Annotated in this window: 21 protein-coding genes and 1 pseudogene; 18 read left to right on the top strand and 4 right to left on the bottom strand. The window is 32.8% G+C overall.

The window, feature by feature from the left end; translation table 11 throughout:
- The first annotated feature begins 559 nt into the window (after positions 1-559).
- The 12 genes from OZP07_RS05480 (at position 560) to OZP07_RS05425 (ending at position 11,612) form a co-directional block, all read left to right on the top strand.
- A complete protein-coding gene (locus tag OZP07_RS05480) occupies positions 560-1,060 on the top strand; it encodes a hypothetical protein (protein ID WP_281637580.1) in 501 nt (166 codons plus the stop codon).
- A 310-nt stretch (positions 1,061-1,370) separates the two neighbouring features.
- A complete protein-coding gene (locus tag OZP07_RS05475; protein WP_281637579.1) occupies positions 1,371-1,793 on the top strand; it encodes a hypothetical protein in 423 nt (140 codons plus the stop codon).
- 202 nt (positions 1,794-1,995) lie between these two features.
- Positions 1,996-2,544, top strand: a complete 549-nt coding sequence (locus tag OZP07_RS05470; RefSeq protein ID WP_281637578.1) for a hypothetical protein — start codon at positions 1,996-1,998, stop codon at positions 2,542-2,544.
- Between the two features lie 402 nt (positions 2,545-2,946).
- Positions 2,947-4,308: an IS110 family RNA-guided transposase gene (locus OZP07_RS05465; RefSeq protein ID WP_281635814.1), complete on the top strand. Its 1,362-nt coding sequence runs from the start codon at positions 2,947-2,949 to the stop codon at positions 4,306-4,308.
- A gap of 80 nt (positions 4,309-4,388) precedes the next feature.
- Positions 4,389-5,264: a hypothetical protein gene (locus OZP07_RS05460; protein ID WP_281637577.1), complete on the top strand. Its 876-nt coding sequence runs from the start codon at positions 4,389-4,391 to the stop codon at positions 5,262-5,264.
- A gap of 325 nt (positions 5,265-5,589) precedes the next feature.
- Positions 5,590-6,144: a hypothetical protein gene (locus OZP07_RS05455; protein ID WP_281637576.1), complete on the top strand. Its 555-nt coding sequence runs from the start codon at positions 5,590-5,592 to the stop codon at positions 6,142-6,144.
- A 516-nt stretch (positions 6,145-6,660) separates the two neighbouring features.
- Complete coding sequence (locus tag OZP07_RS05450) at positions 6,661-7,143, top strand: hypothetical protein (RefSeq protein WP_281637575.1); 483 nt, start codon at positions 6,661-6,663, stop codon at positions 7,141-7,143.
- A gap of 429 nt (positions 7,144-7,572) precedes the next feature.
- A complete protein-coding gene (locus tag OZP07_RS05445; RefSeq protein WP_281637574.1) occupies positions 7,573-8,667 on the top strand; it encodes a type II toxin-antitoxin system RelE family toxin in 1,095 nt (364 codons plus the stop codon).
- Between the two features lie 163 nt (positions 8,668-8,830).
- Positions 8,831-9,631, top strand: a complete 801-nt coding sequence (locus OZP07_RS05440; protein ID WP_281637573.1) for a hypothetical protein — start codon at positions 8,831-8,833, stop codon at positions 9,629-9,631.
- 155 nt (positions 9,632-9,786) lie between these two features.
- Positions 9,787-10,353, top strand: coding sequence for a Crp/Fnr family transcriptional regulator (locus OZP07_RS05435; protein ID WP_281637572.1), 567 nt, complete (start codon positions 9,787-9,789; stop codon positions 10,351-10,353).
- A 57-nt stretch (positions 10,354-10,410) separates the two neighbouring features.
- Positions 10,411-10,863, top strand: coding sequence for a DoxX family protein (locus OZP07_RS05430; protein WP_281637571.1), 453 nt, complete (start codon positions 10,411-10,413; stop codon positions 10,861-10,863).
- 302 nt (positions 10,864-11,165) lie between these two features.
- Entirely contained in the window at positions 11,166-11,612 is a 447-nt protein-coding gene (locus OZP07_RS05425; RefSeq protein WP_281637570.1) for a hypothetical protein, read from the top strand.
- Positions 11,613-11,658: 46 nt separating this feature from the next.
- On the opposite strand, the gene OZP07_RS05420 is transcribed toward OZP07_RS05425, so the two are convergent.
- From OZP07_RS05420 to OZP07_RS05415, 3 genes and pseudogenes are all read right to left on the bottom strand, one after another.
- Positions 11,659-12,864: an IS4 family transposase gene (locus OZP07_RS05420; RefSeq protein WP_281636464.1), complete on the bottom strand. Its 1,206-nt coding sequence runs from the start codon at positions 12,862-12,864 to the stop codon at positions 11,659-11,661.
- 84 nt (positions 12,865-12,948) lie between these two features.
- Positions 12,949-13,050: pseudogene (locus tag OZP07_RS22220) on the bottom strand (hypothetical protein); the annotation flags it as partial.
- A gap of 256 nt (positions 13,051-13,306) precedes the next feature.
- Positions 13,307-14,287 carry an IS30 family transposase gene (locus OZP07_RS05415; RefSeq protein ID WP_281635332.1) on the bottom strand — a complete coding sequence of 327 codons (981 nt, stop codon included), beginning with the start codon at positions 14,285-14,287 and terminating at the stop codon, positions 13,307-13,309.
- 202 nt (positions 14,288-14,489) lie between these two features.
- Here OZP07_RS05415 and OZP07_RS05410 point away from each other — a divergent pair, with 202 nt between their 5' ends.
- The 6 genes from OZP07_RS05410 (at position 14,490) to OZP07_RS05385 (ending at position 18,658) form a co-directional block, all read left to right on the top strand.
- Entirely contained in the window at positions 14,490-14,954 is a 465-nt protein-coding gene (locus OZP07_RS05410; protein ID WP_281637569.1) for a hypothetical protein, read from the top strand.
- Between the two features lie 78 nt (positions 14,955-15,032).
- A complete protein-coding gene (locus OZP07_RS05405; RefSeq protein ID WP_281637568.1) occupies positions 15,033-15,461 on the top strand; it encodes a hypothetical protein in 429 nt (142 codons plus the stop codon).
- Positions 15,462-15,843: 382 nt separating this feature from the next.
- Positions 15,844-16,122 (top strand): rhodanese-like domain-containing protein, encoded by a 279-nt coding sequence (locus OZP07_RS05400; RefSeq protein ID WP_194643135.1) that lies wholly within the window; start codon positions 15,844-15,846, stop codon positions 16,120-16,122.
- Between the two features lie 10 nt (positions 16,123-16,132).
- Positions 16,133-16,447 (top strand): rhodanese-like domain-containing protein, encoded by a 315-nt coding sequence (locus OZP07_RS05395; RefSeq protein WP_281637567.1) that lies wholly within the window; start codon positions 16,133-16,135, stop codon positions 16,445-16,447.
- A 318-nt stretch (positions 16,448-16,765) separates the two neighbouring features.
- The gene (locus tag OZP07_RS05390; protein ID WP_194643139.1) at positions 16,766-17,620 is read left to right on the top strand and encodes a transketolase; all 855 of its coding nucleotides are present in this window, start codon (positions 16,766-16,768) and stop codon (positions 17,618-17,620) included.
- 84 nt (positions 17,621-17,704) lie between these two features.
- Complete coding sequence (locus tag OZP07_RS05385) at positions 17,705-18,658, top strand: transketolase family protein (protein WP_194643141.1); 954 nt, start codon at positions 17,705-17,707, stop codon at positions 18,656-18,658.
- Between the two features lie 202 nt (positions 18,659-18,860).
- Here the strand turns inward: OZP07_RS05385 and bamM are convergent, their stop codons facing one another.
- On the bottom strand, positions 18,861-19,907 hold the full coding sequence (gene bamM, locus OZP07_RS05380; protein ID WP_281637566.1) for a BamM family beta-barrel-assembly machinery protein: 1,047 nt from the start codon (positions 19,905-19,907) through the stop codon (positions 18,861-18,863).
- Positions 19,908-19,982 lie beyond the last annotated feature (75 nt).

Here is a 19,982-nt window from a genome sequence, read left to right as displayed (position 1 = left end):
GAGAATCTGTGTAATCTGTGGCAAAAAACATTTAGTGTGCTTTGCGAATAGTCATGCTTATTTATATAAACATTAGACCTCACTGAGGTCAAAAAAACTCTTAACTTTAATTTGCTCTCGCAGAGACGCGAAGACGCAAAGTCAAAATCTGCTTTCTTTGCGTCTTCGCGTCTCTGCGAGATTATATTTAAAAAAATATGACTATCCGTGACTAATACCAAATCGATAAAATTAGCCACAGATTATAAAGATTAACACAGATTTCTAAAAAATGGATGTAAAATCTGTGAGAATCTGTGGCAAAAAAACATTTAGTATGCTTTGGCGGATAGTTATATAAAAAAAATCAAGCATGAAACTCTTAACTTAATGAGATTGGCTCCTATCCCCTCACAAAACACAGCCACAGCAAAAACCATTCTGCATATAAATATGACAGTACTTTCTGAAATTTTTAACAAAAAACATTAAAAACAGTAAGAAAAACATTATTTTACTTACAGCCAATTATTTAGATTTGTTTTGTAGTCTATTACTACACAAAACAAAAAAACTATATATGGCAAATTTGCAGAACAATCGGGTAAACGTGACCGTAACGGCGGCACAAATAGCAGCAGTCAAAGCTGCGTTTCAAACTATTTTGACCAATCTCCCTTTCCTTACAGGCTTGACCGCCGACGAAAGAAAGACATTAAACACCATCGATGTCAACAACAAAGCCTTTACCGAGGATGCCATCAATGCCGGCGTAAACAACGCGGCACTGGTACCGCCTTATATATCGGTAGCCAATATGAAAAACGATCTCACGCTTTTTACCCAGCTGGACGAACTCTCTGGCATAGCCAACCAGATATGTGAGCAAATTGAAGACACCAAAATGCTGGCGGGCAGCGAAGCCTATGCATCGGCTCTGGCACTATACAAAACCTTTGGCGCAGCCGCCGATGCGGGAGTACCAGGTGCCGACAGTATTGTAGACCAGCTCAAAAAACGTTTTGCCAGCAATACCGGCAATGCCGTAACCACAGCACCAGTGGCACCACCTATGCCCTAATGCGTTTTGTTCTCACAATACGTACTGCCTCTTTATATCCAAAAGGGGCATTTTTTTGCACCAAACACCTGCAGCAACCTGCTCCATAATAGTCATAATTTACAAAAAACAGGTGTTAAACCATAATAGTAGAGGTGTTAAACCATAACAGTACAGGTGTTAAACACCTCTATTATTGGTGTTAAGCACCAATAAAACAGGTGTTAAAAGCCAATAGAACAGGTGTTTTTCACCAATAGTATTGGTTATTAAAGCCAATAGAATAGGTGATTTCCACTAATAGTAAAGGTATTTATAACCAATAGTATTAGTGATTAACACCTGTTTTACCACCATTAAAAGAAATTCAATAACGATAAAGACAGAAAAAATGACAACCAATAACCGCAAATACAAGAAAGATCTCGGGGAAACCTATCCCTCAATTGGTAATTTTATTCATTACCACATTCTCCAGAATAAAATCAAGAAAGCCGATGTAGCTCGTGCGCTAGAGATACTGCCAACCGGATTGAACGATTATTACAAAAGAGACTCCCTGCAGTTTGCCATTTTATGGAAACTGAGCATAATCATGAAACACAATTTTATTGCCCAACTGGGCGAATACCTGCCCTATCGTTTTGAAACCAAACTTGAGAAAAGCCTGAAAGAGGAACTGGCTCAGAAAGACGCTCTGATCCAGAAGATGGAAATTCAGCTCGAAGCCTTTAGGGAAATGAATCGTAAATAAGTAAATACTGTAAGAAAAAAACCAGCTAACAACAAAATTTTAATATATTTGGAAAGAGCTAAGAAAAGCCAAACATTCTCCAATCTACCCAAAAATGGGTGTATATACGAAGGTTTGTTTCGCTTATATACAAGTTGGGCGACATTTTCGCGCAGAAACAGATAATTAAAGAATCTATTTTGAATTTTAAAAATACTAAATATTGGAAATATCGAAAACTGACAAGAATATTGAAATAATTGTCCCAACTACTAAATATTGGATGCTTTTATTTGTATTTGGAATATCTTCCATAGTAATGGTTCTATCATTTGTAATCTTTTTTATTAAACTGATAATAACTTTAAATTTTAATATTCCTAAAGACGCTTATGGAATATTATTGCTTACTCCGTTCTTTGCAAACTATTCACTTTGGCTCTATAAAGGCAAAGAGAAATTGTTTATTGAAAATGATTCATTAGAATATGTACGTACAAATGGAATTATTACAATCAGAAAAAACTATGAAATAAAGAAAATAAAAAACTTAATAAAAGCAGAAAAACAATTTAAATCTGATAGTTTCATAGATACTCAAAGAGAATTAATAAAAGAAACTCAAAGAGCTTTTCCTTTTTGGCTGAAAATGGGAAAAATAAAATTTCAATATGAAAATAAAAATATCAATATTTTAAACGTATTAGATAATTATGAAATGAATGAAGTTTTCGAAATATTGAAAATAGAAATAGAAAATAGAAGTAAATAAAAAAACGTCGCCCAACCGCTAGTAAGCGATAGTCGGGAATTTGGCTTAATTTAAAAATAGTTTTGTACTTGAAAAATAGTGATTAACTGAAGTATTACGCTTACTTAACCCCGCCCATCGCCTACTAACCAAACGTTAGCCGTAATCCCTCATAGTCCGCCTGCCTTACCTCCCGAAGCTAACGGCCATTGCATAAAAAATCAAAAAAACATAAATTAGCTACGCTCATTGCAAGGCCGATTTGTAAACTGTTGCGTAATAGCACGAGTGTAATCCTGGTTGGGAAGTGTGTGATACCTCCAGTGGTGGTACATTTTTTTTGTAACCCCGATTAGAATATTTTATTTATCCGAAAGAACTTCCTCTTTGAGTATTTTTTTAATTTAAATGTTCAGAATCAGAATGAAAGAACAAAATCAAATTTTGATGGAGATTGTCAATCCTCAAGCAGCAGGAATAGACATCGGAAGCAGGAGTCATTTTGTAGCTATTGGTCAAAAAGAAGAACACGTAAGAGAGTTTGGTGTTTATAATGAAGACCTCAAAGCAATATCAGATTGGCTCAAAGGAAATGGCATCCAAACTGTAGCAATGGAAAGTACAGGCACTTATTGGCAAGCATTATATGCTGTTTTGATAAACGATGGTTTTCAAGTGATATTGTGCAATGGAAAATTTACCAAAAACATCAAAGGAAAGAAAACCGATGTACAAGACTGCCAATGGATACAAAAATTACATTCCATAGGCCTATTATCTGGAAGTTTTTTGCCAGATTTACAAACTGAACAACTCCGAACTTATTGCCGACACAGAGCCGGTTTAATTGATGTTGCTGCTGACACAAGCAAGAAAATGCAAAAATACCTTCGTTTACTCAACCTTCGTCTGGATATAATTGTTAAAGATATTTGTGGTTTGACAGGACTTAAGATGATAGAAGCCATTTGTAATGGCGAAACTGATTCTCAGAAATTAGCCTCCCTGAGAAACGGAAACTGTAAAAAAAGTGAAGCAGAAATGCAAAAAGCACTCCAAAGCAACGGCCGTAAAGATTATCTATTTGCCCTAAAGCAGGAATACCAGATGTATCAAAATCTGCAAAATCAGATCAAAGACTGCGATATAGAAATAAAAAAATTACTTCAAGACCAGATTGACAGCAGCAACAATAAAAAGCAACATTACACGGATCCGAAAGTTCATAAAAGAGTTAATAAAAATACACCTAAAAATATTGATTTAAACCTCATTGGCTATCAATACTTCGAAGGAGTAGATTTATTAAAGATAGAAGGATTCAGCCATCAAACCTTACTTACATTAATGAGCGAAGTGGGGTTAGAAGGGATTAAAAAATTCGGTACAGCCAAACAATTTGCAAGCTGGCTCAGACTTACTCCGAACAATAAAATAAGTGGCGGAAAAGTACTCAGTTCTCGCGTGCCAAAAGGGAGTAACCGCTTGAAAATAGCCCTGAGGAATGCTGCCAATGCCATCGGAAATTTAAAAGAATCAACACCTCTGAGAGACTTTTTTCATCGAATTAATTTTCGAAAAGGAAGAGTATCTGCCATAAGCGCAACAGCAAGAAAATTAGGTATAATCATTTGGAATATGATTGTAAAAAACACCTCCTACTATAATCCGGAAAATTACTTATATTTAGACGAAAAAAGAAAACTAGCGGTACAAAGAAGAATACAAAAACAAATGGAAAAACATCAATTCAAAGTCGATGATTTTAACTTTGTAACAATTTAGTTTTTAGACATTTACAAAAACGTTAGTTAGAATTTACCCACAAAAACTTAAAAATCAAAAAAATTAAATAACAAATGAATATGGATTGGAATTGGTTTTTTAGCTCATTTTGCCAAAGTGCAGCTGCATTAATTGGTATTATTGGTGCATTTATAATTTCTCGGCTTCTCGGTATTAGTGAAAAAATAAATTCTACTATTTCTGAATTTGATACTTTGGCTATAGAATGTAATAAAATCTTACTCAATATTAATAACTGCCATTTTTATTGGTTTAATAAATCACACGTAAAATATAATAGCACATTAAAAGAACAAATTAAAAATGGAGATTTCGATAATTTAAATCGTGAAGAAATTTTAGAAAAAATTTATAAGTTAGATAATCGATTATATAAGATTGATGATGCAATTATTGAAAGCTTTGAAAAAGTATACGAAAAATACAAACCAACTTATACTCCAGTGGGAAATGGAATATCTATGAAAAATAACAATTTTGCAGGGACTTTTGACATTGCTCCAAAAGGATTATGGGACAATTTAAGCGCTGAAAAAGATAAAATTGATAAGCTCGAAATTGAATCAAGAACCTTAATACAATATTTTGAACAGAATTTACAAAACTTAAATACATTCGATGATTCTATAAAACCATTGAAAATTATAATAATTTTATTATTAATAGCATTTCCTTTAACAGTAATATATCCATTACACTTTATGCCAATGGCAATAAATATAAAGCCAGAGATAACTTATAATGTATTTAAAATATTTCATTCAATATTAACTTTTAAATCTGTTTTACTTTTTATATTTTTTATCTCAATTGAAAGTATTTTTATTTATTTTCTAATTATAACTGAACAATTAAATACACGATTATTAACAGCAAAACAAAATAATTCAGAAGATTTAAGGAGTCTTGAAAGTTATTCTGAACATTTCAAATAAATAAACTACGGCTAATCGAGTAGACGGCTCCGCCCCTAAAGGGACGGAGTGCGCCTCCCACACCACCGAGCGTATCACATACTCGGCGGTTCGCAAATCATCATCCAAAAGCTCTTTATACCTTTTGGGCTATCCATAATTTACTTTAAGACTAGGCTAAGTAAACTTTCCTAATCCAATTTCTTGGAGATTTGAAAATGGTCTTGTATTTGGGAAATTTAGGTAAATTCGAAAATAAGGCTTAATTTACCCCCAAACCTCTTGTAGCAAGGGAACGTTGGTTAAAATTTTACCACTGAAAACCGAAAAAATAGAGATATCATAAATGAAAAAAGTATTTAAAATTATAGGAATTTATCTGCTTATAATTGTATTAAGTGAAAGTTGTTCTCCACAACATTATTTAATTTCAGATATTGAATTTTATGGAGCTTCAATTGATGTGAGAAATAAAGAAAGACAATATAATACTTTCACAGAAACAAACATATTAAAAAATGAAATAATTTTTATAATTGGGTATAAAACCAAGTTTATTGCAAATTTAGATTTAGGATTATCTGCAAAATGTTATGCTTTCAAAAGAGGAAGAATTAATGATAATTCTTTATTGGAAAATACATATTCCTTGAAATTTAATCATCCTTTTAAATATAAAAATGTAACCATAAGTGCAAATCAAAATTTACTTGAAATTGAGGAAATAAAAAATCAAATAGAAATATATGATATTTTTTACGATGAAAAAATATTAGAGTTTAGCCCAAAACTAAAAAGTGAGAGTGTATTTACGCCAGAAAACTATGAAGTTACATTTAGTTGTAGAACTTCAGACAATAAACTCTTTGAAAAAAAGATAACTGTAAAAATTGAAAATTAAAAAAACTACCGCCAATCGAGTAGACGGCTCCGCCTCTAAAGGGACGGAGTACGCCTCTCACACCACCGAGCGTAAAGATCACGTAATCAGCGGTTCGCAAATCATCATCCAAAAGCTCTTTACACCTTTTGGGCTATCCATAATTTACTTTAAGATTAGGCTAAGTAAACTTTCCTAATCGAATTTCTTGGAGATTTGAAAATGGTCTTGTAATTGGGAGATTTAGGTAAATTCGAAAATAAGGCTTAATTTAATCCCAAATCTCTTGTAGCAAGGGAACGTTGTGCCTAAGTTTCGAGCGACAGAAAACCTAAATAAAACAACATTTAAAAATGAAAACATTTAAAATAGTTGCAAAAATCATTTTGGTAATTTTAATATTATTGTCTCTGTTTTTGTGGTTAATAATAAATGCGTCAAGCCATAATATAAAAACTGAAGATAAACTTTTGCCATTAGTATTTGTTATCATATTTATGATACTTTTTTATTTGACAAAATTCATAAAGACAAAAAATGAATAGAAAAATTAAAGTTCTGTCAATCTTAATTTCAGTTGTTTTATTCATATTACTGAACTTCATTTTAGGTCCAACCTCTGTTTTTGGCCTAGCAGAATATATACAGAATAAAACAAGTTACTTTTTCGGAGTTGACATAAATACTTCCGATTATCTTTTAATCTCATCAATTCCAATTTGCAGTTTAGTGTTAACGGAAAAAAGAAAGCGGAAAAATTTATCCGAAATTCTAAAAGACAACTTAATTATTTGTTTGAGTTGCGTTTTAACTTTTAGTCTTGGATTATTAATATTGATTTCGAAAATAGGAAGCCCGTCAGAAAATCCGCTATTTCCAGAATATTTACGAGTAGAACCATTTAAGCAATATTCTTTATTTTTCATTATTTTAGGTTTAATATTGCCTTTTTTATTTACTCAAAAAGAAATTGAAGAAACAAAAAGCGAAATTGAACTAATCGGAAAACAAAATAAATAAAAAACCGAACGCACAATCGAGTAGACGGCTCCGCCCCTTAAGGGACGGAGTGCGCCTCCCACACCACAGAGCGTATCACGTACTCGGCGGTTCGCAAATCATCATCCAAAAGCTCTTTACACCTTTTGGGCTATCTATAATTTACTTTAAGATTAGGCTAATTAAACTTTCCTAATCCAATTTCTTGGAGATTTGAAAATGGTCTTGTATTTGGGAAATTTAGGTAAATTCGAAAATAAGGCTTAATTTACCCCCAAATCTCTTGTAGCTAGGGGACGTTGGCAGTAATTCCCCCTAGACTCCCGCCCTGACCCCGTAAGCTAACGGCGGAAAAGCGGAAAAATGAAAGGAATTAATACGGAAAAATAATTTTACAAATATTTGATTTATAAAACATTAACAAAACGTTAGTTAGAATTTCAAACAACTATGAGCATATTTAAAAGACTTTTTGGGAAATCAGAAAAAAAACCAGAACAAAATTCCACATCAGAAAATATTCAAGACCTCGAAAAAAAAGCAATGGAAGACCTTAAATCTTTGCCTCAAAAAGACCAAGATTTATTTTTAGAAATGCTAAACAAAATTTCAGGTAATCCTGAAATAGAAAGTAACACTCCTAAATTATTTAAGGAAGAAATTTATAATTCTATTAGACGCTATTACTCGTCGCCAGAATACAGAGTTGAATTTGATTTACAAGACGAAAAAGGTAATATTTTTCAAGAACACGAAGCATTTGATTACACTTTTAGTGAATGGAAAAAAATTCGCTCAACTTGGGATAGAAGGTCTATATTGTTTCAACAATGGGATGAAACAGAATTTTCTAAATTACAGAAATGGCAAATAATTGAGCGATTTGTAAAAGATAGATATTCATTAAAAGCTGTTGAATTCCAAAAAACAAGTATAACCCAAGAAGATTTTAAAGATATTAGACTAATAGTTGCATTATCTAAACTTTATAGAACTCTAAACTCAATATCTGATGCAATGAAATATGCAAAAGGTGCTTTTGAATTAAGACCTGATTTAGAAATAGTAAAAGTTGAGTATGCAAATGTCTTGCATTTATCTGATTCAAAAGAAGACCAAGACTTATCTCATAAACTCATAAATGAGATAATTGAAAATAAAATAAAGTCAGAGACTGACAAAAAAGAAATTGCATTACTAAACTACTTTATATTTTCAGAAGGATATATTGATTCGTCAATATTTGCTGTTAATTTCTTGAATGTTGGAGAAGCAGACGGAGAAACTTGGCAAAAAATGGCAGAAGAATATTATTGGTGTCCAATATTTAGATTTGAACATTCAGTATTTTTATCTAAAAACGGAGAGACTTTACAGGCTTTAGCAAAACTAAATTCTCTTGCTGATGAATTTCCTTGGTATAAACAAGGTGTTTTAGCAAACATAGATACCATTAAACAACTTCGTATTCAAAATAATGACTCGACATTTATGACAGAAGAAATGAATAAAATGGAACAATATAAATCTATGTGGAACGGATAAAAAACTACAAGTAACAGGCGTTTGGCAAGATTGCGAATTTTGTAGTAAATTCAGGTTTACATTTCGCAAGTAATTTTTTCTTTAATAGAAAATAATCTGTTCCGAAGCTCGCAACCTCCAAGCGCCGGAACATTGGGCGATATACACCTATAAAACAGTAAAAATGAAAATATTTCTAATAATATTTCTACTTAACATATCATTTTGCTTCGGTCAAAACTATTCACTAAATGACTTTGAAGAATGCAAAATTCCTGAAATGGACAGCAAAGAATGGTATGATTTTAATCATTCATCAAACAAAGAGTTCGTTTTTACACTAGAATCGGGTAAGATAAAAGTATCAAAATACAAGTATGCGTCTTCTGTAGAATATAATATTACCAATGGAAAATTGATTGGTATCGATATGGGAGAATTCGGAGGTGGATTATATTACAAACAAAAAGACTCTACGAAAGTATATTTTGTTAATGGAAAAAATGGAAAAGATATTAAACCAAGGTGGTTTGGAGGTCTAATGACTAGCGAAACGGATCCAATTAATAAAGTGCTTAAAGATTGTAAACTTCTTAAAAGCGGGAATGTAAAATTTATTTTTGGAATTAAAGATTCGATTTATTTGCTAGGAGGTTTATCTCATATGGGATTAAATTCTGGAGGCCTTTATTCAATTAAGTATAATAATGATAATTTTTTTATTTCTGGAGCATTAAATCTTGAAGATGCTCCGTCAGCTATGACACTATATAAAGATTACATTTATTTAGCAGGTAGCAAAGGATTTTATATAATAGATAAAAACTTGAAGTTAAATACAATTTTTGACAATTTATTCTGGTATGGACTTTATCCAACTTCAGTAGTTGTTCTTGATAAAAAGAATGTATTTGTAACAATAAGAGGTGGCTACGTAAAAATAAATCCCGAAGAGAAAAAAATGAAACTTTATAAAGCAAAATAAGTACATCGCCCAACAGGCTGTGAAAAAACTAAGTCAAAAAGAGAAACTATTCGCATACCTGTCGGAGAAAAATTTCACACAGCGAATTCTCAGAGCCTCTTTTTAAGTTTATTCATAGACTGACGTTAGCGACAAGCATAACAGACCTCACGACAATGGAAGAGATTAAAAAATATTTTGAAAAAAATGTTCTACTTACCGACAGCGATTGGCAGATATTTTCATCTAAACTATTTAGGCGAGAATTCTCAAAAAAAACAAAAATTTTAAAAATAGGACAAAAAGAAAATCATCTTTCGTTTATTGAAAAAGGCATTATTCGCTTTTGTATTCCTTCAGAATTTGACGACTTGACATTTGGTTTCGCCTTTGCAAATAATTTTGTAAGTGCCTATGATATTTTTTTGACACAAACATCTTCTACTTACGAATTAGAAACAATTACGAACACTGTTCTTTGGAGTGTGACCTATGAGGACTTGCAGGATATTTACGCTCAAACTAAAATTGGAGAAAAAATAGGTCGATTGGCAAGCGAAGAACTTTTTTTGAAAAAATCAAAACGAGAATTATCCTTGCTAAACGACACCCCACAACAACGCTACTTGAATTTATTTACCGAACAACCCCATTTGTTACAACTAATTCCATTAAAATACATAGCTTCTTATATTGGCATCACATCACAGGCATTGAGTAGAATTCGTAAACGAATTTCTTAACCCAAGTTCATTGTTTTACTTTTAATATTGGCTGACCTTTGCAAAAAAATAATAAGAATGAAACCATTAATTGTATTAATTATCGTATTCAGTATTTCTATTTTTGCTATTAAATTAGCAACTAGCAAATACGACTTTCCATTATCCGCCCGAATTGCAATGTGCGCAATGCTTTGTTTTACTGCAATCGGACATTTTGCTTTTACAAAGGGTATGTCATTGATGATACCCGATTTTATCCCTTTCAAAATTGAAGTAATTTACCTTACAGGTATTCTTGAAATTTTATTAGGCATTTGCTTATTCATTCCGAGTTTTAAAATTTATGCAGGGTGGATTTTAATATTGTTCTTTATACTTATGCTTCCAGCTAATATAAAAGCTTCTATTGACAAACTTGATTACCAAAAAGGAACTTTTGACGGTAATGGACTATTATATTTATGGTTTAGAATACCTTTGCAATTGTTTTTTATCATATGGACATATCTAAGCACGGCAAAATATTAATACTCAGAAATGCCAGCCTATAATCGAGTAGACGGCTCCGCCGCTAAAGGGACGGAGTGCGCCTCCCACACCACCGAGCGTAAGGATCACGTACTCGGCGCGGTTCGCAAATCATCATCCAAAAGCTCTTTACACCTTTTGGGCTATCTATAATCTACTTTAAGATTAGGCTAAGTAAACTTTCCTAATCCAATTTCTTGGAGATTTAGGTAAATTCGAAAATAAGGCTTAATTTAACCCCAAACCTCTTGTAGCAAGGGAACGTTATAGGCAAGCTTAACCAAAATAAACGCAGGATTTTTATGAAAAATAAACTATTTTATTTCTTTTCAATTTTAATGATTACTTCGTGTACTCACAAAAATTCAATAAAAGAGAACTTGTCAGAAAAAGTTACCTTAAAAGAATTTACACCAAACGAAAGAATTATTGCTTTCAAGTTTGCAGAAAGTTTTACCGATGACCAAATTTCAAAAATATCAGGAGATGATTTTGTCATATTAGAATCTAAAAATTTCAATCCAAAGACTGATACTATAAAATATACAAAAAACGAAATCTATATTTCATATTTAGACGCTCTAACCGGTTGTGTGCAATATGGTGGAGACATAATAATAAAAAATGATTCATTAATTCTACATTTAATTCCTCTGAATGACATTGCTTGTACAGAAATGACCGTTGACAGAATGATTTATAGAATAAAAAATCCAAAAAACATCCGATATAAAATTGGCAAACATTGAGTAAGAAAAGCCTGCCTATAATCGTGTAGACGGCTCCGCCCCCATCCTAACGTGTGGACACATCTAAAAACAATTGCCATCCCTCCATTATTGAAGCAAATTTCTGTATTCCGATAGAGAAAGTGGTTATTCCTGGTTTTCTCCCACTTGCATATCCTTTCCATCCACCAAGCCTTGCAATAACCCAAACATATCTTTTTAAATCCTTTTGGATATGAGGATTTTTTAATTTTTCTGTTTTTCCTTCTAATTTTATCATTTGATATTCTAAACATTCAAGTTCTTGATCTGAAAAACAACTTCTCGCTTCTATTTCTTCCTCTGGAATACTATATGCTATTTGCATTAAAAATAGTTTGACAATTGTCTCCATCATCATTAAAGACAATTTTCGAATAGATTTTGCAGAACCTAATTCGCTTGCTTCTATATTAAATCCTTCCTTTTTTAGAATTCTAAAAACCTCTTCTATAATCCATCTACAAGTATACCATTCGATACATTTTAAGGCTGTGTCTAGGTCTAAGACTTTAATGGTTGTTAGTAATCTCCAGCATATTGGATTATCAATGTTATCGCCAATTTCTTTTGCTTCGATGATATATAAATCAAGGCTTTTGGGCGCATTCTTTGAAACTAAATCATTTTTTTGGATAGTTACTTCAGAAAATCTAACTTCTAAGGTAGCTTCCCGTTTGTTTATATTTCTTCTTTTATCACCTTCTAATTCTATCGTATATTTCCCTTTAAGAGGTTCATTGGCTATAAAACTAAACAATTTAACCTTGTTTAGTAGCGTTCTGTTTGCTCTTGCTCTTACCAATAATTCCGTCTTTTGATCTGGAATCATTGCAAATTGCTCATAAATATCACCTTCTCGATCCTGAATGATGATGACTTTTTTTGATTTCTCTAAAACTTCCTTGGATTTTTGGGAAGATTCTATCCATTTATAAGATTCCTTTTCTTCAATTGGAAGCAAATTATAATTCCTTTCCTTTTTTGTAAGTTTCTCTAAAGGCCTGTTCCATATTTTTACATCTGAAAAGCCATACGGAACAAAACTATAAGCATCTATAACGAAACTAGGATGCAGTAAAAATCCAATTCCTCCTTTTGTTGCAGCATTAGTCAATCCTATAAATTCGTCTTTTTTAACTCTGTTTTTATGATTATATAAATTGACCTCACTTGTGTCCTGTATACATAAAACTGTTTTGTCTTGAGCTGAAAAACAGCAGTTTGCTGACATGTTTTTAATTAATTTCGATTCTGAAACTCTTTTGTTCTGCAAGAAACGATAAACTGCTTTACATTCTGAATCGCTTTGTGTAAGCTGACGTATCGAATGAACACAATTATGAAATAAACTATCTAATATTAAATTACTCCTTTTTAATAGTCGAGAATCATCAATGTCTGTAAAATATCTTCGCATATTATATCTTTATTTAGTGATAAAAATAACGAAATTGTATTTGTGTCCACACGGTAGGCCCCCATCGGAACGGAGTGCGCCTCTCACACCACCGAGTGTCACGTACTCGGCGGTTCGCAAATCATCATCCAAAAGCTCTTTACACCTTTTGGGCTATCCATAATTTACTTTAAGATTAGGCTAAGTAAACTATCCTAATCGAATTTCTTTGAGATTTAGGTAAATTCGAAAATAAGGCTTAATTTAACCGGTGGATTCAACATATAAATGCAACAGTATTCAATTTATTGATTTTTTCGGCGAAAATTTCATTAGGTGTTTTATAGCCAAATCTTTTTCTGGGTCTGTTGTTTAATGTATTAACTACTGTTTTTATTTGTTGTTCTTCGATGTTTTCAAAGTTAGATTTTTTAGGAAAATATTGTCTTATTAATCCGTTTAAATTTTCATTGGCTCCTCGTTCCCAGCTATGGTAGGGTTTGGCAAAATAATAATCGATATCTAAATCTTCTGCAATGGCCCGATGATTGGCAAATTCCTTTCCATTATCCGAAGTAATGGTCTTGATTATTGGTTTCCAATCTTTCAATAATTCAATTGTTTTCTGCTGTATTGCACTAGCTTCTTTGCTTTCTACTTTTCCCATAAAAAGTATTCCAGAGGCTCTGTCATTGATAGTTAGTAACGCTCCTTTGTGATTCTTACCAATGACCAAATCAATCTCTAAATCGCCCAATCTACTTTTCTTTTCTACAATCTTTGGACGCTCGCTAATATCGACCCTACCAATAATAAGTCCTCTTTTATCCTTTAAATGTCCTCTTTTTTTATACTTTTTACCCTTGGTCCTAAGATGTTTATATAAGAGTCCTCCTTTGCGTTTATTTTCCCAAATATATTGATAGATTCTTTCTTTAGAAACCATTGCTCTTTTGTCAATTTTTGCTCTGCCAACAATTTGTTCAGGACTGTAATCTTGCTTTAAATAAAACAAAATATTTGCTTCAACTTCTGAGGTTAAAGTGCATTTTTTGATCTTAACCTTATGCCTGTTTAAAGCTTTTTTATCCGCCAAAACAGCTTTATAAACACCACTTCTTTGATCAGAATTACGTTTTATTTCTCGAAAAATAACTGATTTGTTTTTATCTACCAATTCAGCAATTTCGGAAATACTGATACCGGCATTTCTATATACTTCTATTTTGTATCTTTGTTCTAACGTTAAATGTGCCATCTATTTTGAGTGTTGCAACCCAAAGATATGATGATTTTTTCGCCAACTCTAGTGTTATTCTTTTGACCTAGGTCAAAAGAATAACACTAGAGTTTTTTTTCACGTTGCATTTATTACTTGAATCTAAGACCCCAAATCTCTTGTAGCAAGGGAACGTCAGCAGATAGTTATGCACAATGCCAAATAACAGTAACTAAATAACATGAAAAAAATAATACTATTTGAATTTCTATATTTTTTGTTGAGCCTAATTATCGGGTTATTGGGAATAGCTTTATTTTGCAGAATTACATACTCTAAAAACATTTTTGTTATCCCTGTTTTTGGCAATAACATTCAAATGACAGCTGGATTAATGTTATCTTTTTTTTGGTTAGCTTCATTGTTCATTTTGACGCTAGTTAGACAATATAAACAGAAATTCAATAACCTTTTTCATAATTTAATTTTGCTGATATGCTGTTTAGCCCTAAGTTATTTTTTCTTGAATTTTATCGATAGTGCCCAAAACATGAAAAATATTTTTGAAAAAGAAATTCCTGCAGAAAAAAATACAGGATTAAATTATGAAATAGCTCTGTTTTCTTTTCTTCAAACATTCGTTATAATAATTATGATAAAAACTATAATTAATTCTACACTGAAAGTAAAAATGCACTGTGCATAATCGAGTAGACGGCTCCGCCCCTTAAGGGACGGTTTTAATAGCAATTTTACTAAACTAGACGAAGAATTCAATAACCTAATGCAACATATAAAAATAGCAACATTGTTTCTTTTTATTATTCTTGTAGAAAATCCTAATCAGGAAATATTTAGGTTGAATGGTAAATACAAATTTGTTCCTGAATTTCCTGAAAGAAGTCAAATTTACTTGATAGATTTTAAAGATTCAATCTATGTAAAAACTTTACCAAATGGAGGTACAAATCGAAGCGTTGTTCAATACGGTAAAAATTTAATCTATTTACTTGATTATGAACGAGAACTAAAGTTTGTAAATTCTCAAACTGTTAATATGGAAACAAACAAACCAAAAGAAATGGATTTGATAGCTTTAAAAACAGGTAAACAAGATTCAATTGCATATTCTCACCATGCTTATCATGAAGGCGGGCCTGCAAGTTGGCTACATATTACTGATGAAAGTGGTAAATTAATCAAAGTCAAATAAAAACTGCTACTAACACTTGTGACTGTTGCAAAACTTAAAAATAAGTAATATTAGTCCGGAAACGCAAAACACACAAACAATATTTAATTAATTTATAACATATTACGAATTTAATATTTGTAAAAAAAATAATCAAAATTAAACTAAGAGTTAGTCGCGCAACAGCCATACTTGCTTCAAGAGATTTCGCTTGTTACCACTAAAATTATACTCGCAAAGTCTTCTGGCTTTGCGTTTTTTTTGACTATAAACCAATAAAAGCCGAAACTCTTTTATAAGCCGATCAGCTGCAATAAAATCATTATGTAACAAAAGTTACTGTTCAGCTGCAGCTTCTATTGTAATTTTGCAGTGTAAAACAATACACTTTAAGACAGGCACTATGACTTTAGAGAACATTATAAAAGAAAAAAAAGGCAGCATTGTAGATGTACGCACTCGTCAGGAATACAGTGGCGGCCACGCTGCCGGCTCAATTAACATTCCACTGAATGAAATTCAAGACCGATTGGAAGAAATACAAAACTTAGAATCACCGCTAATACTCTGCTGTGCCTCGGGAAACCGCAGCGGGCAGGCACAGCATTATCTTTCACAAAAAGGAATCGACTGTTACAATGGCGGTTCATGGTTAGATGTCAATTATTATCAATCCAAATAGTATCCAAAAAATGATTAAAATACTTCAAAAATTATTCGGTTTCGGCACTACTGCAGACTTTGCCGAACTTGTAAAAAAAGGCGCAGTTATCCTTGACGTAAGAAGCAAAAGCGAATTTGCATCAGGCCACATCAAAGGCGCTGTAAACATCCCGGTCGACGTTTTAAAGAACAGTTTATCACAATTAAAAGACAAAAACAAAACCATTATTACCTGCTGTGCTTCGGGCATGCGGAGTGCTTCGGCAAAAAGCATCCTGAAGGCTCATGGCTACACCGATGTGCATAACGGCGGCGGATGGAGCCGCCTTGGACATAAAATATAAACAAAACTGGAAATAATTTACCTCTAAATTTCTTGGATAAGTCCGCATGAGGGATAGGAATAAGCTGCCGAAGCAGCATGGATAGCCCGACAGCATCCCGATAAAAGGGCGTATACCCGCAAAGTGAAACTGCCCTTTTTTCGGGATGATGGCAAGCTCAAAAGATTTTAGAATTCAGATTGCATAATTAAAATTTATTCCTAATTATGTTTTTAAATCCGCACTAAAATAACATTTTGATTAAAATTGCCCTTAAAATCATTTGCCTCCCCGCAAAATAAAAATTACTTTTGCACCAGTTTAACTTTTACATATAAAATGAAGCCTAACACACAACAATTAAACGATTTAACTATCCAAGTAAGAAGAGATATTCTTCGAATGGTTCACGCTGTTAATTCAGGTCACCCAGGAGGGTCTCTAGGATGTACCGAATTTTTAGTAGCCTTGTATCAAAACCTTATGGACCGCAAAGAAGGATTTGACATGAACGGAACTGGAGAGGATTTATTCTTCCTTTCAAACGGTCATATTTCACCTGTATTTTACAGCGTTTTGGCAAGAAGCGGCTATTTCCCGATTGAAGAATTGGCAACTTTCCGTTTAATCAACTCAAGATTACAAGGACACCCAACAACTCATGATAATTTACCTGGAGTACGTATTGCTTCTGGTTCATTAGGACAAGGATTATCTGTTGCAATTGGTGCGGCTCAGGCAAAAAAATTAAACAATGATAACCATATCATTTACACACTTCACGGTGACGGTGAATTGCAGGAAGGTCAAAACTGGGAAGCAATTATGTATGCTTCTGCCAAAAAAGTTGACAACCTTATAGCAACTGTCGACCTTAACGGAAAACAAATTGACGGTACTACTGACGAAGTTCTAGCAATGGGAAGCCTAAAAGCTAAATTTGAAGCTTTTGACTGGGAAGTTATCGAAATTACCAAAGGAAATGACATCGAAGCTATCATCGGCGGAATGAATGAAGCAAAAGCAAGAACCGGAAAAGGAAAACCTGTTTGTGTTTTATTGCATACTGAAATGGGTAATGGTGTAGATTATATGATGTACAGCCATGCTTGGCACGGTAAAGCACCAAATGATGCACAGCTTGCAAATGCATTAGAACAAAACTATAACACCGGAGGTAATTCAGATTATTAAATTTCAGATTAGAGATTAACGATTTCTGATTTTTAAAACATCGAACCTTAGAGTCTCAGCGACTCTGCAACTCAAAAAAAACAAATGAAAAAATATACAAATACAGGAAGTAAAGATACCCGTTCTGGTTTTGGAGTGGGAATGACTGAATTAGGTCAAAAGAATGAAAATGTAGTAGCACTTTGTGCAGATTTAATTGGATCATTAAAATTTGATGATTTCAAGAAAAATCACCCAGAGCGTTTTTTCCAAATTGGTATTGCTGAAGCAAATATGATTGGAATTGCTGCAGGATTAACTATTGGCGGAAAAATTCCTTTCACAGGAACTTTTGCTAACTTTTCTACAGGAAGAGTTTATGATCAAATCCGTCAGTCGGTTGCTTATTCAGACAAGAACGTAAAAATATGTGCTTCTCACGCAGGATTGACTCTTGGAGAAGATGGAGCTACTCACCAAATCCTTGAAGACATCGGATTAATGAAAATGCTGCCTGGAATGACTGTAATCAATACATGTGATCACAATCAGACAAAAGCTGCTACTATTGCGCTTGCTGACCACCACGGTCCGGCTTACTTACGTTTTGGACGTCCGGTTGTACCTAATTTCATGCCAGCTGACGAACCTTTCATCATTGGAAAAGCAATTCTTTTAAACGAAGGAACTGATGTAACAATTGTAGCTACAGGACATTTAGTTTGGGAAGCTTTAATTGCTGCTGAGAAATTAGAAGAAAAAGGAATTTCTGCAGAAGTAATCAACATTCACACTATTAAACCTTTGGACGAAGAAGCTATTTTGAAATCAGTGGCTAAAACTAAATGTATTGTAACAGCTGAAGAGCACAATTACCTTGGAGGTCTTGGAGAAAGTATTGCTGGTGTATTAGCTTTAAACAATCCTACTCCGCAAGAGTTTGTTGCTGTTAAAGACAGTTTCGGAGAATCTGGAACTCCAGAACAATTAATGGAGAAATACAAACTGAACAATCAAGCAATTGTTGAAGCTGTAGAAAGAGTGATCAAAAGAAAGTAATCTTTCCCTATAAATACAAAATCCCATCTCGCTTAAAAATGAGATGGGATTTTTTTTATACTTTCCCATTTGAAATTTGACGACAATTCTTCTCTTTAATTTAGATTACTTATTTATAAAATTTCACGTCTATACAATTCAAAAACAGGTTCTTTAAAATTATATCAAAAAAAATCCCATTCAAAAACGAATGGGATTTTTTTTATTGACTCATTTTATGACATTCTTTATCCAAATGCCTTTTTTTCTTTTTATCAGTAGGTAAATTCCCATCGCAGTCTGGAATATTTTCAAATGCATAATAGGTTCCGTCTGCTTTTTTAACTTCTCCTCTTGTAGCATAACCATCGCCATCATCATCAAAATCAAGAAAATCGGGAGTTCCGTCACCATCCGTATCGTCTGGATTTGGATTAATCAGATTACCTGCAGCATCCCTTGGCAACTCTCCGGTAGTCCAAACATAACCATCTCCATCAATATCTTCTTGATAAGACAATACTCCATCTGGATCTGTTACTACCAAACCATTAACTATTCTATAATTATCTATATCAGATCTCTTAATTTTATATAATTTAAAACTAAACACTAATGGGGAATAAGCCGGTATAGTCCCATTTCCTGTATTATAATATGCCAGTCCAGAAGGAATAAACATCACTCCTGCTCCAAAATTTGTATATTTAACGGTACCATCCGGATTTGAAACAGCATCTCCAGATTTAAATTGAGGAAAAATTTCTTTCCACCCTCTAATGTAACCAAATAGATTTACAAACCCAGATGGATTTATTACTTCTTCAAATTGTGTAGAAGTAATAGTCGTAACATTATCAGTTGTCGTTTCAGCAAGGTATTTCCCATTGTACGAAGTAAAAACATCATCTACATTACAAGGTTTTTCCCCAGTACCTTCACGTAAAACTAAATAATACAATGTGTAAATTATCCCGTGGAGTTCTACTTTTCTAAATTTTAAGGCATAAACTTTTTGATCCCAAATTGAAACCGTATGATCAGCATCCAGTTTTGCTATTGTAACATCCTGATCTTTTGTCTCACCTGGAGCATTTACAACTGATATATAGTTTGTTTTTAAAAAAGTTTCTATAAGGGCAATATCTTTCGGATATTGTTCAGCATATGGTTTTGGCGGAGTAACTTCTATATCATCATTACTCTTATTGCAGGAAATTACAGTAATAACTCCAATCAATAAAATAAAATAAAACTTAATTTTGCTCATTATTTTAGGTATAGTTTAAGCGACAAATATACATTAATGATTTACTTTTGTAAAGTATTTAACTCCGATTTTAGA

The organism is Flavobacterium marginilacus, from assembly GCF_026870155.1.
Taxonomy (GTDB): Bacteria; Bacteroidota; Bacteroidia; order Flavobacteriales; family Flavobacteriaceae; genus Flavobacterium; species Flavobacterium marginilacus.
This window is presented reverse-complemented; position numbering and strand designations above follow the sequence as displayed.